This is a genomic window from Leptolyngbya sp. PL-A3 (assembly GCF_039962325.1).
GTDB lineage: Bacteria > Cyanobacteriota > Cyanobacteriia > Elainellales > Elainellaceae > Vacuolonema.
The window spans coordinates 1-15,757 of the sequence record NZ_JAMPLB010000009.1 but is presented as its reverse complement, the minus strand read 5'-3'; the positions used below and the strand labels follow the sequence as shown (position 1 = coordinate 15,757).

The following is a 15,757-nucleotide window of genomic DNA, read 5'->3' as shown; positions in this document are numbered from 1 at the left end:
ACGGTTGTTTTTGTGAGAGTCGCGCTCTGCACGGCTCTCACAAAAACAACCAGATTTTAAGCGCTTGAAAAGCGCTGTAAAGCTTGCTGGAAGGATTGTTTTTTCACACGAAGCGCATGAAAAAACAACCCCTATAGCAATGTGCAAGTGCGTTGAGTACAGCAACGGTGGTGTGGGGCACGAAGTGCCCCACACCACCGTACTTAATCAACCCGCACAGCGCTATAAAATAGGGCCTGTTTAAAGCCCGTTCTAGAACACGACTCATTGACCAAATCTGGAAAGTCGATTGGTATGTATTATGTACACGAATTAACTTTCGAGGTTTGTTCCAAATGTTAATTGAATTTGAAACTCTGTCCAGCCCTGATCACTGCTTACTTGAATGCTACCTCGTAAGCGATATACCAATTTCTGCACAAGGGAGAGGCCCAATCCCGTACCGCCCTGCTTCCAGTGGTCGCTTTGAGGAATGCGATAAAACTTTTCAAAAATACGCGATAAATCATCTGTGGGAATGCTGGCTTGATTACGGATAGTAATTCCGATCCTGGCAGGATGTTCAATTAAAGGAAACACATAGAGTTCAATCTGACCGAAAGCGGGAGTATATTTACAGGCATTATTTAACAGTTCAGTCAGAATACGTTCCAGGCTGTTTTGGTGAGTTCGTAAGGTTGGTAGGCTTTCAGGCAGGTATAAGCTAAAGCATTGCTGGCGCGATTGAATTCGACCTTCAAAAGCTTCGGTAATGACAGATAGCCAGGCTATCAGATCTACTTCATCGTCCAGGGGTAAGTTATCGGTCGTTGCATCCAACCGTTGCAGATCAAGTAGGTCATTGATCAGGTTGGCTTCCCGCTCACATTCGTTTTGTAGAATTTCGAGGTATTGTTGCTGCCGTGCCGGTGTTGGGGCTACCTTGAGCAGATGGATAGCCATCTTCATATTGGAGATGGGGGTGCGAAGTTCGTGGGAGACGGTGTTAAGGAAGTCGTCTTTGAGGTAATTCAGTTCGGCTAGAGTCGCGACCTGGGCCTGGATCGCCTGGTAGAGACGGGCCTGGCGAAGGGCGATCGCACACTGGCTAGCCACCTGCTGAATCAGTCGAATTTCTAACTCATCAAAGCCAGAACTTACCGGCTTAAACAACCATAAGTCACCCAATACATCCTGCTGGTCGCGAATTGGACAGGCGAATACGGCTCCCCCGCTGGGCGTCCGTTCCACCATGCAAACACTTCCTTCAGGAAACGCCAGAACCTCTTCCACCCGTCCTAAGCGGGATGGCAGAATTGAGTACTCGTAACAAACAGTTCGGCTTGCTTGATCAGGGCTATAGATTCCAGCTTCACAGGCTAATGTAGCCAGAACCGTACCCAGTTCCAGAACAGCTGATTGCAAAATGTGATTTTCGTCGAGGCTATCGCGAACTCGATCTGTGATGCGCTTGAGCAAGGCTTCATGGATGAGCGATCGCTCCAAAGCTGCCGTTCGCTGACGTACCTGATTTTCCAAGTCGGCATTAAGTAAGCGCAGCTTCTCCTCACTCGCTTTCAGGGCTCTATCAGACTGCTGCCGCTCGATAGCAATTCCAGCCAAGTGGGTAGACAGTTGAATCAGCCGAAGATCTTGGGAGGTGGGACGACAGGTTTTAGCACAGGCTATGCCCAAAGAACCCAATACATCACCATGGCTAGAAAAAATGGGGTTTGACCAGTAGGAGCGGTAGCCATACTGTAGGGCCAATTCACGGTATTGATTCCAGGCCGCATCTGTCTGCACATCAAGCGTAATCACAGACTGACGACGAAAAACCGCTGACCCACACGAGCCTTCCCCTTCACCGACAGGAATACCATTCCGCAATACCTGCTGGTAGTGCTCGGGAAAGCTCGGAGCAGCACCTAAAAACAGGATTTGCCCATCAGGGGCTAATAACAAAATCGAACATAGGCCCAGGTCGGAGAGTTCTTCAACCTCCTGAGCTAGAAGGGATAGGATTTGGGGCAGGGGGGCTGCAGTAGCAATTAGCTCTAGAACTTGATTCTGAATGTCGAGAAGCGATCGCTCCCACTGTTCTTTTGTCGGCGGGTGGGCAGTCTTTAAGCTTTTAAGACGGCTAACCTGGCGGCGCAGTTTCGCAAGCTCAGCTCGAAGTTCCTCTTGGTTTTGGTCATCATCCTGATTCAGGCCCAATGCGGAGAACTGCATAAAATTGACCTTACTCGGATCGCAAAGAGGGTTGTGATCCTAGTTTAAGGTGCCCGTCTTTTTGTGCTGCGTATCTTTACTTAGCGTTAGGCTTATTTACATCTCCTCACTAATATCATGTCGGGTTAAATTAAGATAAAAAGTGGCGCGGTGCAAAGCGCCGCGCCACTTTTTATCTTAAGCATTTAACTTTACTTGTTATAACATCCATATAGCATTACGCACTGCAACCTGGCCTAACGATTCGTCACTGCGTTATGCACAAGCTTTAGAGCAATTTTAAGCCACTCAGGCAACAGGATCCTTCTGGAACTCGGGCAGAGGCAGTTCGGCTAAATGCTTCCAGCAGACCGTGCAAGCCGGGAGGTTATGACCTTCGGCGTAGGGTTGGTGAACTGTGTCAAGCCAGTCAAAGAAAGCGCGAAAGTTGTGGGCGATCGTTTCCGCATCACTCTCTACTGTACCGAGTTGAAAGTGAGGAGATGGGTTTTCGATCGCAAAAGGACAGGCATGAAACTTACCTTCGGTGGTCAGCACAGGATAGCAATGGGGACAGCGAGCGCTTTCTTTCGCTCGCTCGGCCTCTCCTGTAAACGGATCAACACCCCGCCCCGAATCAACCACATCAGGGTGACCAATCGCGATCGCCCCCTCATGTTCCCGCTCATACTGCTCCAACAACTCCAGAGACTTGCGGGGCATTTGAGGAGCCCCATCTCCCGTGGTAATGGAATAGTTGAGAGAGGCTGTAGTTTTGTGCAGCGGATCGGATTCAAGAATTTGTAATAAGCGTTCTGCTTGAATACCATTGGAATAGATCACGACCACTCCAGAGTATCCATGCTGACGGAGATAGGCGATCGCCCATAAGACATTTTCATGATTCAGCGTGGGTTCACCACCATAAAACTTGATGGCACCCAACGCATTCGTCATCACAGTACGCAAGGCAGCATCCAGGTGTTCTGTGGTGTATTCCACTAACCATCCTTTGGGGCTGCCGAACACCGTGCAAAATGAACAGTCACGGTTGCACTGATTGCCAGGATAGAGGTGTAACTCCACCAGGCGGTTTTCATGGATTTCGCCTTTATCACGAGGAGGACGTTCCTTAAAAATCATAGATCAATGGGGCTTTAGAGTAGGGGGAACTGGTATCCATTTATGCCGAAAGATGTCAGGCGATCTCTTGCTCCCAAATCTGTTCCAAACGGGTTGTGTATTCAGCATTGACAACCGGAACTGTGTCTTGTGTTAGGGTTTTGAGCGGCATACCATAACTGGTTTCCGTAGCCGTAAATTGCTTCTGCAATTCTGGAGAGATTTTGCTGACATCTAGTAATGGCGGGTCACCCCAGACATCGGGCTTAAATTTTTGCAGTTGTCCCTCTGGGCTAGCGAGAATATTGGCAAGAATCATGGCTCCGGCCGGATTGTTTGCATTAACTGGAATGGCCGTAAACGAAGGGTCATTGAGGGAAATGCCGGGCATCGTGAAGGCGCGAGTACTTGGAGGGAGTTGCCCCGTGGCCAGCCCTTCTGCCACGCTAGAGACAAAGATAGGCATCATCCAGATTTCACCGTTGGCAAATAATTCAGTTAAGCGATTCGCTGTAGGTGGGTAGGTTTCACCTTTACGCCAGAGGTGGGGTTCCAGTTGTTTCAGATATTCCACGAGCTGGGGTGATTTTTCATTCCAGAGGGTTTCCTGAAATTCGGCCCCGGCATACTGGTCATAGCCGCCCGTGGTGCCATAAAGCGCCGTTAGAAGGAAGCGGCTGCCATCAAAAGCGGGTGGAGCAACATAGGCAAAACGGCCGGGATTGGCCTGAGCCCAGGCTAACAATTCCTGAAAGTTTTGCGGGGGCTGGGGGACGCGATCGCCATTCACAGCCATTACATAATAAGACCCCGTGTAGGGCGCTTCGTAACCGTCGATAGGTAGACCAAAATCAGACAGAACAGCAGGATTGCTCAGGTCATAATGCTGCATCGCAGGCAGTTTATCCGTGAAGGGACCGTAGAGCAAGTTGCCCTGCTTCATCGTGCGAAAGTTTTCGCCATTGATCCAGATCAGGTCAATACTGCCACCTGATTTGAGGCCCGCCTGCACCTCGCTGACAACCTTGTTCACCGCCTCCACCGTGTCATTCAGAGGAACCCGGTTCAGGGTGACACTGTACTCACTCTGCAATTTCGACCCGACCCAATCATCGGCAAACTTGTTGATGTTGTCACTGCCTCCCCACATGGCCCAGTTGACCGTAGTTCCCCTGGCAGCGGCGACAATCTCGTCCCAGGTAGCCGTCTTAGGGTCGAAGGCTGACTCCTGAGATTGAGACGAGCCATTGGAAGCACAGTTCGTAACCAGCGTGGCGAGACAGGCACCCGCGGAAAGGGTTAAAAAACGACGACGAGGTAGATAGAGAGTCATACGAAAGAAAATCGAAGGGTATTCGTCAAAAACGGGTAGGTCAGGACACATGTAAGGGCGTACCGGCAGGCTCTGCTGTCGGGAAACTCCAGAGGGCTTCGGGAGGAAGGTGAACCCAGACTTGCTGAGCGATCGCCCACTCGTGCACCGGGTTCACCCAAGCCTGTATTACGAGTTCCGACGCCAGAGACAGCGTAAGCCGCCGCTGCGTCCCAGTAAACCGTTGGCCCATAATTTTTGCAGCGAAGGTATTGGTTCCGGAGGACGGGTGGTTCAACACACGCACCTGTTCGGGTCGGATCGTGACGTGAACGGTCCCTTCCTGGGCCGTGGCGCTACTGAGGGTTTCCCCAGTGGCCAGTTGCCATCGATGGCCGTAGGCCTGGGCCGGGAAGAAGTTAACCCCCCCCATAAACCGAGCTGTACTCTCATCGCAGGGTTGGCGATAGAGTTGCTCTGGGGTAGCCACCTGGCGCAAACGGCCCTCAAACATCAGGGCAATGCGATCCGAAAGTACCACCGCTTCCGCCTGATCATGTGTTACGACCAGCATAGTCACCCCAGTTTGAGCCTGCAAGCGCAGGATTAGATCCTGCATTTCCTCGCGCAGGTTTGCATCCAGGGCTGACAGGGGTTCGTCCAACAACAGGAGTTTAGGGGCGATGACCAGGGAACGAGCTAGGGCAACCCGCTGAGCCTGCCCACCAGAAAGCTCGGAGGATTTGCGATCGCCAAATCCCTCCAACTGCACCTGTCGCAACATCTCCGCCGCCTGTGCATCGCGCTCAGCTCGGCCTATCCCCCGCATTTTCAAACCAAACGCCACGTTTTCCCCAACGGTCAGGTGAGGAAACAGCAGGCCCCGTTGCAGCACCAGCGCCACGTCACGCTTTTCCGGGGGAATGGCATTGAGCGTCTTGCCATCCAACTGAATGACGCCAGAGTCTGGCCGCAACACCCCCGCCACCATTTGCAAGGTGGTGGATTTGCCACACCCCGATGGCCCCAATAACGACAGAACTTCCCCCGAGCGAACCTCTAACCAGAGATCGCGCACGGCAGCAATCGTATGAAAGTACTTCGTCAGATTTTGCAGAACTAGATGACTCATTCTTCTCGTTTCAAACGCTTCCTAAACCACCCAAAGTCGCATCGTTCTGCAACGTTTTACTCGCTACAACTAGAAATATAAAACCTGGAATCACGGACGTAATAGCTACGGCCGCGATCAACCCATTGTTGCCCCCTTGTAGCAAGGTGAACAGTACCATTGGGAGGGTAAAAACTTTCCCTGCTCCCACAAAAAAAGTCATTAGAAATTCATTCCAGGAAATCAGAAAGGCGAATAGCGCCCCTACCGCGATGCCCGGCGCAATCAGCGGGAGGGTGACCTGGGAGAAGACCTTGAAGGGGGAAGCGCCGAGCGATCGCGCCTGAATTTCATAGCCCACATCAAAATTGGCAAAGACACTGGACAGCACCAGGGTCATATAGGGAATTGTGGGCATCAGATGCACCAGCACAACCCCCAGCAAAGTTCCGCTCAGCCCTAAACGAATCAACACGAACTGAATGCCCATCAGCGTAGCCAGGGGAGAGACGATAATGGGGGTCAATAAAAACAATTTCAGAATAGGTTTACCGGGAAACTCCATAAGGCCCATAGCGCGACCTGCAGGGAGGCCCACCAGCAGAGCCAGGAGAGTCGTGATGAGGGCGATCGCCAAGCTTTGCACAATCCCCTGACCAACACGGGAACTGGTGGCGAAAATCTGCTGCCAGTGCTCCAGTGTCCATTGCTGAGGCACAATCTGCGGAAAGAACCAGCCCTTCGCCACCGACCAGAACAGCAGGGGCAAAAAGGGCAGCAGCAGAGCCAGAATCACAAGCAGCAGTAAAGGCTGACGAACGGATAGAGGCATACTCAACGGTTGGGGAGTTTAGGGGCAATGGCGGCACGCGATGCGGTTGTAACCCACAGGTATAGGGCAATCACAGCAATGGAGATAGCCGAGAGGGTGAGGCCAAGGGCGATCGCCTCAGGCCGCCGCGCTAAATCGGTATCGGTGAAGGCCCGATAGACATATACAGGCAGGGTGCGCGACTGGATGGCTCCCAGCAAAAAGGGCACTTCAAACGAGGAAAATATGAAGCCAAAGACGATGAGGCTGGCCGACAAAATCCCCGGTTTCATCAGCGGCAATGTGATGTTCCAGAAGCATTGCCAGGGAGTTGCACCCAAAGCCCGAGCTTGCTGTTCATAGGCTGGGTTAAGTCCGCGTAGCACCGCCAGCAGTATTAGCGTAATGAAGGGAATTTCCTTCCAGAGAAAATGAATGAGGACGCCCATACTGGCTCCATCGTTGACCAGCAGCGGAAAGTCTTGATCTGACTGAATCCACCCCAGCCCGAGAAAAATACGGGCCAGTAAACCACTAGGGGCTAGCAGCAGCAAAATTCCAACGACTCCAACCAAATGGGGGATCGGTAGCGTAATTTGGCAGGCCAGGGTTGCCCACCGCCCGGCAGAGCGCAACAGTAGCGCCAGGGCAATGCTGAGCAAGGTGGAAAGTGCAGTCGCCACGATCGCAATGTAAAAGCTTTGCAGGAGCGATTGCCAAAATTCGGAGTTAGAGAAAGCGGCCTGATAAGCGTCCAGGCTCAATTCTCCCGGCCCTAGTAGGGTAAAGAACCCCAAGCTCTGAAGCAGAGCCAGGATGAGGCCACCCCCAAACAGAACGCCTATGATGCTTAGAGCCGGAAGGAGGAGTAGATAGGGCTGCGATCGCTGCAATAGCGCACTCAGCCAATGATTCTCCTGTGGCTGACGAAATATCGGGATCATTGCAGGTACGGCCATCCCTCCAGGAAACTGCCGATTTACGATAGCACTTATAGCGGTATCCAAGTTGATTAAGTACAGAAGGGAGTGTATGGCACGTGGCACCACACACTCCCTTCTGTACTTAATCAACTCACACAGTGCTGCATATCACCCTTTCCGGCCTGATGAGGTACGAGGAATATGGGCTAGTGGGCTATATTCCTCGTACCTCATCAGATTAGAAGATGTTGTAGCTGAGCAGTAGGCTTTTAAAATATCAACCGCTGCAAAAACAATTGTTCAGCTCAGCTCAGGCTACGTGTCTAAAGTTCCTGTTTTTACGCCCACTCACACAAAATCAATCGTTTTACTCAAACCTTGCATCAGAACTCAAAACCTCTATTTTTCGTGACTGTACGACGAAAAAATAGGGGTTCTGAGTTTTGGTTTTGCAAAGGTGCAAGATAAGGGTTTAACTAATAGTCTGACCCATGAGTTATTGCTGTGTTCGATCCTATTGCGGTAACGCGTGAAGTTAAGCACTAAACACCCCTTTTGCCAACCCAGACTGAATACAATCATCTGGTATTTTCCTAGTGAGTGAAGCCTAAAATCAGCAATTCTCATTTTGAAATTAGGCCCGAAAACCGCACGCCAAAGGCGCGCGGTTTTCGAGCATCAAAGCCAAGAGTTCACGCCCTACGGGTGTGAACTCTTGGCTTTGATGCCCATACCGAGAATTGCTGGCCTAAAATAGGGGCGTTAGACAAAGTCCTCCTATCTTTCAGACCTTATCCAACCGGAAAGGTTATAAAAATACTTGAATAAAATTTATACCACCCTATGAACCTGATCGGTAATTCTTCTATCATGGGGGGGATGACATGTAGAATACAAGGTCTACCCCGTTAACCGCTTCTACTTAAGCAAGCTCATCCGTTTCCAGGCTCTCGATACCCTTTGCATCAAAAAATCCGGACTGCCTAACGCCTTCTAGACAACTTCGAGGATTTCTGATGGGAAAGAGTGGGTTATGGGAACTCTTTCTGAAAAGGGGCCTGTCGTATATACAACTGAATAGAACCGGCCTTTCGTCAGAATTTAAACCCTTCTCTACAGGAACGCACATGATGGGACTGAAATCAATTCCAAATCTGTTGTACCAACGGCTATCCGAATCTCTGCAAAATGGTAATGAAATTCGCATTCGTACACGGGAAACAGGATTCGTAGGAATTCCCATTCATCTCGATGAAGAGTTCGTTGAAGTGGTTTATCTACATGTCAGCGAAGCTGATGCACGAGATGAAAGCCCCTATGCACGGACTGTTTGGCTCATCAAGCTATCAGAAATTACAGCCGTTGCTTACCCAATGCAGTCGTGGTCTAAGAAGGATTTAGAATCTCTTCTGCACGCTGAAAAACTGGTTTCAGATACCGATCAGCGATAGTTTTTCAAGCACCCATCCGCTGATTAACACACACTTAAAGCGGACTTAGGAACCCAGGAATTCTGACTTATCCTAGAGGGATAAGGGCAAGATCCTGGGTTTTTCGCAGCAAAATAGCTGAGCTTGATAAAGCGAACTTAGCAATTGAAATACTCAAAATTCAATCACTTAATCGTGTATCAAGGACTTTTTTAACGTCAGTTCGAGATAAGCCGAACCGCCCATTATTGCGTGCGCGACGCGCACGCAATAATGGGCTTTTTCGAGTGCCGCGCTTCGCGCGGCACTCGAAAAAGCCCTTAACCCGAAGCCTGGAGGAGGCTTTAGTGCTCCTGAACAGAATTCTATATCTTGTGCGGAATAATTATTTTCTATGCGGTAGTTCCTAGCAGAATGCCTGATGTTCACCTCTTCCCATAGAGAATGCGGGTTGCTCCAGATATCGCTCTGGGTTGAGCCCTACTTCCCTATGGGAATTTTTGTACGCGGCTCAACTCACTTCAAGCGCAGTACTAGAAAAAACTCTAAAACCCAGATTTTTTCGTTGTAGAAGCGAAGCCTTTACAACGAAAAAATCTGGGTTGGATGTTGGATGATGCCTGTCACTTAAAGGGAATTAAGCAGGCTCATCAATCCGTTTAATGTGCCCTGTGCTGCCATCCATCTCAACCCAATCTCCATCCTTCAGCCATTGGATCAAACCAGGAATCGATACGATCGCCGGAATTCCCATTTCCCGAGACACAATAGCCGAGTGTGACAATAGGCTACCTCGCTCTACCAGCAACCCAGCTGCTCCAGGAAACAGCAGAATCCAGCCCGGATCCGTTCGTTCGGCGACCAGAATACGGCCGGGTTGTAGCACCGCATTTTTAGGATCGGTGATGACCTGAACAGGAGCACGAACAATACCGGGGCAACAGCCGAGGCCCTGGTAAGTAAGTGAGGAGGTAGCTGGCTGGCTGGTTGGCTGAGTGAACGGGGTCAGGGGCAGCGGGTGAACGGGGCCGTAGGTCGTAAAGCGATCGCCCGCTGATGGCATTTGATGATAACGGTCAAACTCGGCTTTGCGGAGGGCGACCATCCCCTTCAGGTCGGTGCAGGTGGCAGTACCGTCGTTGTAGCCGAGAATTTCCTCCAGGTTGAGGTAGAAGATGTCGCGGGGGTGATCAAGGACATCCAGGGCGAAGAGACGCTGACCTATTTCTACAAAGATACGGCGAACGCGACCAAACACTCGGGTGCGCTCGAACCGAAGGTTTTCGCGATCGCGCACCCGATCCCGAGCATTTCGCAACACCCAATTAAAAAGGCGTCGTCGGAGGGGGCGGGAGCGCAGATGTTGATGAACGAGAATTTCAGCTTGTTCGCGGAGGGAGACAGGGGGACGAGGGCGCAGGGGCGCAGAGGAGTGAGAGGTATGGCGGGCCAGGTGGCCGATAGAACGGAGAAGCATGAGGGGATCGTCGTGGAGGGTAGGGCTTTCGAGTTTGAGTTCCTCCAGACAGCGATCGCCAAATTTCTCCAGATATTCCTTATAGGCTGATTGGAAGCCGGGTAGAGTTGTCATGGCTTGCTCAATTTGGAATTGGGAGCCACACAGCAGAGTTTCGACAAAGTTGGGATGAAGGGCGGCCAGATCTGCCATTTGGCGCACCCGTTGGGCGGGCTCGGCGCTAATCATACCGCCTTCGCCGCTCACCAAGTCATTCTGTAGGGTACCTGCTGTATCGCCACACCAGGCAACCGTTAGCTTTCGCAGCACACCGTAGAAAATCATGGCGAAAAAGTCATTCACCAGAGGTGCATCCCAGCGGGTGAGGAGCTTTTGTTCAAGGGTCTGGTAGTAGGCAATTAATTCATCCAGACGCCATTGGGCAAGGGTGTTGGGGGGTAGCTCCAGGGCGTCGTTTAGGCGGTGGTAGAACTGCTGAATCTGGCGGGGTAGAGTACGATAATTGCTCACCAGACCCATCAAGGTGTTGAGGAGCCGTATGCTGTCCTGTACTTTGTCGCGGAAAGTGCTGGATTCGAGCGATCGCAACACATCTGCCGGAAGTTCCTCCCGCACCCCCATCATCTGCTCCATAAACCGCCGATTCACCCGGAAGCCAGGGAGCAGCGCCAAAACTCGGTACCAATTCAACAGGTTGTAATAGATGCGACCCCGCACCAGGCCCAACATACAACGAAACGTGGTGTCATGACGGGCGATCGCTCCCTCAGGCACCCGCATCAGTCGGCAAAATTCGCGGTATACCGCTTCATAGGCACGACGAGCAAAAGAAAATGTCAGTGGCGTCGTAATACCGCCGTAGCTCTCGGCAATATTGCTGTTATCCCAAATTTGGAGTGGGCCATCCGGATCTGCCATCTGTGCCAGGGTCGTGATCGGGCGTGACTGCAGGAGCCAGAGTTGACCGCTGCCATCAATCGCCCACTCAACATCCTGAGGACGGCCAAAATGCTGGGCCGTATGACGGGCAAGGGCTGCGATCGCCTGGGCTTGCTCTGCTGTCAACACCCGCTCATCCACTAATGCCTGATGGGAAAGAATTTCTCCATCACGGCTCACCTGCCAGGTTTCCGCATCAGCCTCCCCGGACACCAGAGCATCCCCCAGACCACGCACTGCCGACACCAGCGCCACCCCTCGCCGTCCCGTCACCGGATCTGCACTAAACGCTACCCCGGCGCACTCGGCCTGTACCATCCGCTGTACCAGCACTGCGGGAGGTTGTGGTACCTCTGATAAACCATGCTCCAGTCGGTAGGCTAGAAGGCGATCGCTAAACCCCGAACGCCACACCTCCACAATTTTCTCCGGCACATCCTCCAGCTCAACGTTTAGGAAACTCTCCAATTGCCCAGCAAAGGAATGAGCCAATCCATCCTCATCTAGAGCAGATGAACGTACCGCCACTAATTCCCCATTGGGGCATAAGTGCCCCAATGCTCCTACCAACTCTGCCCGTATCGCTACGGGCCAATTTACCTGAGCCGGTACTTTAGAGCGATCGCCCTGCCCCCATACTTGTGCCTCTGTTAAACACGCTTCAAACGCTGCTGTTGTGACAACAAACCATTCAGGAATAGGCAAGTTTGCTTGGGAAAGAAGGGCGAGCGATCGGGCTTTTCCTCCCAATTGGGATAATGCCTCAGAAGCTTGATGAGACGAAAGTATCAATGCTGAAGAATCAAGACCCGGGATAGTATTTTTCATACCCATTCAACTTAAAAGATAGAGTTCAGCAAACGAGCATTATCGAACGCTCAACACCCAGGGGACGATTCCCAAACCGGCATACACGACTAACGTCCCCACCCCTGCAAGCAGCTCAAATCCCTTTGCCCAGGCCTTCACGGGGTAACTCAAAAACCGCCAACTCACGACCATCGCTGCCGTTAACAAGAACAACAAAGCCAATGCCACCAACGGTAGTTCTTGAATGGGCCAGGCAGCTCCTAGAGTGGCGATCGCCATTCCTGCCATCGCCCCCAACCATGCCAATACCGCCGCAGACCTTCCCCACAAGGCCGTATAAGTCTCGACTCCCTTTTCCTCATCCTGGGGCGCACGGATTTTTCGGCCCAGCTCAATTACCAATCCATTAAAAAAGCTGACTGCCCAAAAACCACCCAACGCTAACGACGGTGTAATTTTGTCCGGCACCCAATAGCACGCACTGGCGAACAACGCCATCAAGGGCATAATGACCATGTGTGACAGCATGTAGATGACCGGATGTACTTTCAACCAGTGCGGGACAAAAAACTCTTGCCGCATGAGCAGCATGTAGCCCCACACCAGGAGCAGCAGAAATACGAGCGATCGCCCCAACGTTATCGCGAAACCAAACTGGATGACCGCTGCAGCGATCGCCGCCACCCCCAATTCCTGTAAACTCACCAAACCCCGAGGTACTGCACGATAAGGACGATACCGTAGATCATCGGCATAATCTTTAAACTCATCGCAAACCCGTAATTGAAAAAAGAATAGAAATAGAACGACAAACGCAATCAGGATAGAGCTTGTAAGAGAAAAAGACGTGTTAGAGCTCGGTAAAAGCAACGCGGTATACCCAACCGCTGAAGCTGCAAACACCGCAATTAATAATCCATTTTTGAAAGGTGGAAATCGCTCTTGTAAATAAATCCACCAGCGTGACGACTCAGCCATAGGAGCAGTCAATCCTGCAATGTAATACTTTTTATATGCCTATTCCTGTTCAGGCTCACGTCCACGGGCTAACCGTTGGTGGGCTCGGGTAAACTCTCCCGAAGCCAGCGCACCAATAATGGACAGTTCCCCAGCCAGCAACAAGCCTGCACACACTTCTGCAAAGGCGCGGGCATGACCACTACCTGCCAGGCCCATCAATTGTAAACAAGCCTGTTGGCTGGGAAGACTGGTGCCACCGCCAACCGTTCCCACAATCAAATTAGGCACGGTTACACAGGCATACAGGTCGTCGGCTGCCGTTACCTCAAACCGAGTCACCCCAATTGCCGACTCCGCCACACAGGCCACATCTTGACCACAGGCCAGATACAACGCCGCCAGACCGTTGGCGTAGTGCCCCTGCACCCCAATGGTGCCTGTAAGAGTACCACCGATCGCTGACATCCGCCAATAATTTTCCATCGCCCGAGGCGTCGTATGCAGGTGCTTCTCCACCAGGGCTCCAGGCAACAACACCTCTGCCGTTACCTTTTTGCCCCGCACCGATAGGAATGATTGGGCACTGGCCTTCTTATCTCCAGATAAATTGGCCTCTACAAAGCTGTATTGGGGTTGAATGGGAGTATTTTCATGGATGTAATGACAGATGGCTTCCGTGGCGATCGTCACCATATTTTGCCCGGCCGCATCACCCGTGGTGAACTGGAATTCCAGGTAAACGTGGTTGCCTTCCACCGTCAAACGTATATCGACCAGTTCGCCGTGGCGGGTAGTGGACTCAGCAATTTGCTTAAAGGTAGGTTGTTGGGCGATCGCCCACATCATAAACTTCCCGGCTTCTGATAAGCTGCGAAACGCAAAGCCTGGCGCACGGGTCACCCCTTCTGTCAGTAACAGCGACGAGCAACCGCCTGCTGCTGTCATCAGTTGCGCCCCTCGATTGTAGGAAGCCACCAACGCTGCTTCCGTTGTAGCGAGAGGAATGTAATAACTCCCCTGCGCATAGAGCCCATTTACCTGCAAAGGCCCTGCAATACCAACAGGGATTTTGACGGTGCCAATGAAATTTTCAATATGGCGGCGATAGCAGTCCATGTGGCCAATCGTGATGGGGTCAGCGATCGCCCCCTGCACCTCCGCTGATGCATTCAAAACCTGCCAACGCTTAGCGATCGCCTCGGGAGTCATGCGAGCCCCCCCGGGTATTCGGGATGTGACTTCTGCAACTCGGGGTTGCAAACGTTCTTCGAGTTGCTCAAAGTTACCAACTTTCAGCAATTCATCTAAATAATGGGCAGCCTGACGGTAGTGAGTAGACATAACCGAGCGTAGGACAAAAGTTTGAGAGGAGATATGTCTAAGGTATTCCCTTCAAACTGAAATACGGTCGGGTCAGGTACCAATTCCTCAAACTGAACACTGTACCTAGGGTTTGACAGCAGGCGCTTTGCACAAGTTCACAAAGTATCTGCCCATAACAAAACCAAAATTTGTAGGCCCTAAGTGAACCTGAGTTCGGGTTAAGGGCATTTTCGAGTGCCGCGCGCTGCGCGGCACTCGAAAACGCTCATTTTGGCGTGTGCTTTGCGCACGCCAAAATGGGCACTTCAGCTTATCCCGAACTGAGGTTAAGTGAATTAATGCTTGAGGCAGTGTGTTTTTTCTAGCAAAGGCGATTCACTCAAAGTGGGGTTGCGATCGCACCATTTCAGGCAACTCATCAGTGAATGGGCAGGAAAGACAGTTATGCCACTTTGGTTACAAGCAGGTTTGTGGGGGCTCTTGGCCGGATCAGCGCTACTACTGGGTGCAGCCGTAGGGTATTACACTAGAATTTCCCAACGAGTGATTGCGGCTATTATGGCCTTCGGTGCCGGGGTATTAATCTCGGCTCTGGCCTTTGAGCTGATGGATGAAGCCTTTAGCCGGGGTGGCTTTGACTCCACAGCGATCGGGTTCCTCTTAGGGGCAGCAATTTACACCGCAGTAAACCTTTACCTGGAGCAGCGCGGGGCAAAGCACCGCAAGCGTTCAGGCGGCCACCAAGCCCAGGAGGATGAGCAAGAGGGAAGTGGTCTGGCGATCGCCGTAGGCGCCCTTCTCGACGGTATTCCTGAATCGATTGCCATTGGCATCAGCATGATTGAGGGGGGCGTGGTCAGTTGGGTAACGGTAGCAGCAGTTTTTCTCTCCAATGTGCCCGAAGGGCTGTCCAGTGCAGCAGGGATGAAGCGGGCCGGGCGATCGCTGAAGTACGTCTTCGGTGTTTGGGGCAGTATTGCAATTCTGTCAGGACTTGCCGCATTGTTGGGGGATGCTGTCTTCAGCCATTTTTCAGCAGAAGTTATTGCAGCCACGATTGCGATCGCTGCTGGTGGCATCCTGGCAATGATTGCCGATACGATGATGCCCGAAGCCTTTGAAAAAGCTCATGAGTTTACAGGTTTGATCACCGTATGCGGTTTTCTGGCTGCATTTGCCTTGAGCAAGCTAGGTGGCTGATCGGGGATTAAATTGGGTTTCTCAAATATGTGGCAGCAATTCTCATTTTGGAATCCAACCCGAAAATAGCCCACCTTCGGCGGGCTATTTTCGGGCTTCAAAGCTGAGAGTTCGTGCCCTTCGGGCACGAACTCTCAGCTTTGAAG

11 protein-coding genes are annotated in these 15,757 nt (G+C 51.7%); 2 read left to right on the top strand and 9 right to left on the bottom strand.

What is annotated here, in order from left to right; translation table 11 throughout:
- Positions 1 to 312: 312 nt before the first annotated feature.
- The 6 genes from NDI52_RS09240 to NDI52_RS09215 all read right to left on the bottom strand — a co-directional run bounded on the left by NDI52_RS09240 (position 313) and on the right by NDI52_RS09215 (position 7,508).
- Positions 313 to 2,214: a GAF domain-containing protein gene (locus NDI52_RS09240; protein WP_190770493.1), complete on the bottom strand. Its 1,902-nt coding sequence runs from the start codon at positions 2,212 to 2,214 to the stop codon at positions 313 to 315.
- A gap of 288 nt (positions 2,215 to 2,502) precedes the next feature.
- A complete protein-coding gene (locus tag NDI52_RS09235; protein ID WP_190770492.1) occupies positions 2,503 to 3,336 on the bottom strand; it encodes a radical SAM protein in 834 nt (277 codons plus the stop codon).
- A 55-nt stretch (positions 3,337 to 3,391) separates the two neighbouring features.
- Entirely contained in the window at positions 3,392 to 4,648 is a 1,257-nt protein-coding gene (locus NDI52_RS09230) for an ABC transporter substrate-binding protein (protein ID WP_190770491.1), read from the bottom strand.
- A gap of 40 nt (positions 4,649 to 4,688) precedes the next feature.
- Positions 4,689 to 5,759 (bottom strand): ABC transporter ATP-binding protein, encoded by a 1,071-nt coding sequence (locus NDI52_RS09225; RefSeq protein ID WP_190770490.1) that lies wholly within the window; start codon positions 5,757 to 5,759, stop codon positions 4,689 to 4,691.
- A gap of 10 nt (positions 5,760 to 5,769) precedes the next feature.
- Positions 5,770 to 6,570, bottom strand: a complete 801-nt coding sequence (locus NDI52_RS09220; RefSeq protein ID WP_190770489.1) for an ABC transporter permease subunit — start codon at positions 6,568 to 6,570, stop codon at positions 5,770 to 5,772.
- A 2-nt stretch (positions 6,571 to 6,572) separates the two neighbouring features.
- A complete protein-coding gene (locus tag NDI52_RS09215; RefSeq protein ID WP_190770488.1) occupies positions 6,573 to 7,508 on the bottom strand; it encodes an ABC transporter permease subunit in 936 nt (311 codons plus the stop codon).
- Positions 7,509 to 8,599: 1,091 nt separating this feature from the next.
- Between NDI52_RS09215 and NDI52_RS09210 the strand changes: the two genes are divergently transcribed.
- Positions 8,600 to 8,923, top strand: coding sequence for a hypothetical protein (locus tag NDI52_RS09210; protein WP_190770487.1), 324 nt, complete (start codon positions 8,600 to 8,602; stop codon positions 8,921 to 8,923).
- Between the two features lie 616 nt (positions 8,924 to 9,539).
- Here the strand turns inward: NDI52_RS09210 and NDI52_RS09205 are convergent.
- The 3 genes from NDI52_RS09205 to NDI52_RS09195 are packed head-to-tail and all read right to left on the bottom strand — an operon-like array spanning position 9,540 to position 14,429.
- Positions 9,540 to 12,146, bottom strand: coding sequence for a PEP/pyruvate-binding domain-containing protein (locus tag NDI52_RS09205; protein ID WP_190770486.1), 2,607 nt, complete (start codon positions 12,144 to 12,146; stop codon positions 9,540 to 9,542).
- Positions 12,147 to 12,185: 39 nt separating this feature from the next.
- On the bottom strand, positions 12,186 to 13,106 hold the full coding sequence (locus NDI52_RS09200; RefSeq protein ID WP_190770485.1) for a UbiA family prenyltransferase: 921 nt from the start codon (positions 13,104 to 13,106) through the stop codon (positions 12,186 to 12,188).
- Positions 13,107 to 13,145: 39 nt separating this feature from the next.
- A complete protein-coding gene (locus tag NDI52_RS09195; RefSeq protein ID WP_190770484.1) occupies positions 13,146 to 14,429 on the bottom strand; it encodes a hydroxymethylglutaryl-CoA reductase in 1,284 nt (427 codons plus the stop codon).
- Between the two features lie 426 nt (positions 14,430 to 14,855).
- Here NDI52_RS09195 and NDI52_RS09190 point away from each other — a divergent pair, with 426 nt between their 5' ends.
- Positions 14,856 to 15,611, top strand: a complete 756-nt coding sequence (locus tag NDI52_RS09190; RefSeq protein WP_190770483.1) for a ZIP family zinc transporter — start codon at positions 14,856 to 14,858, stop codon at positions 15,609 to 15,611.
- Positions 15,612 to 15,757 lie beyond the last annotated feature (146 nt).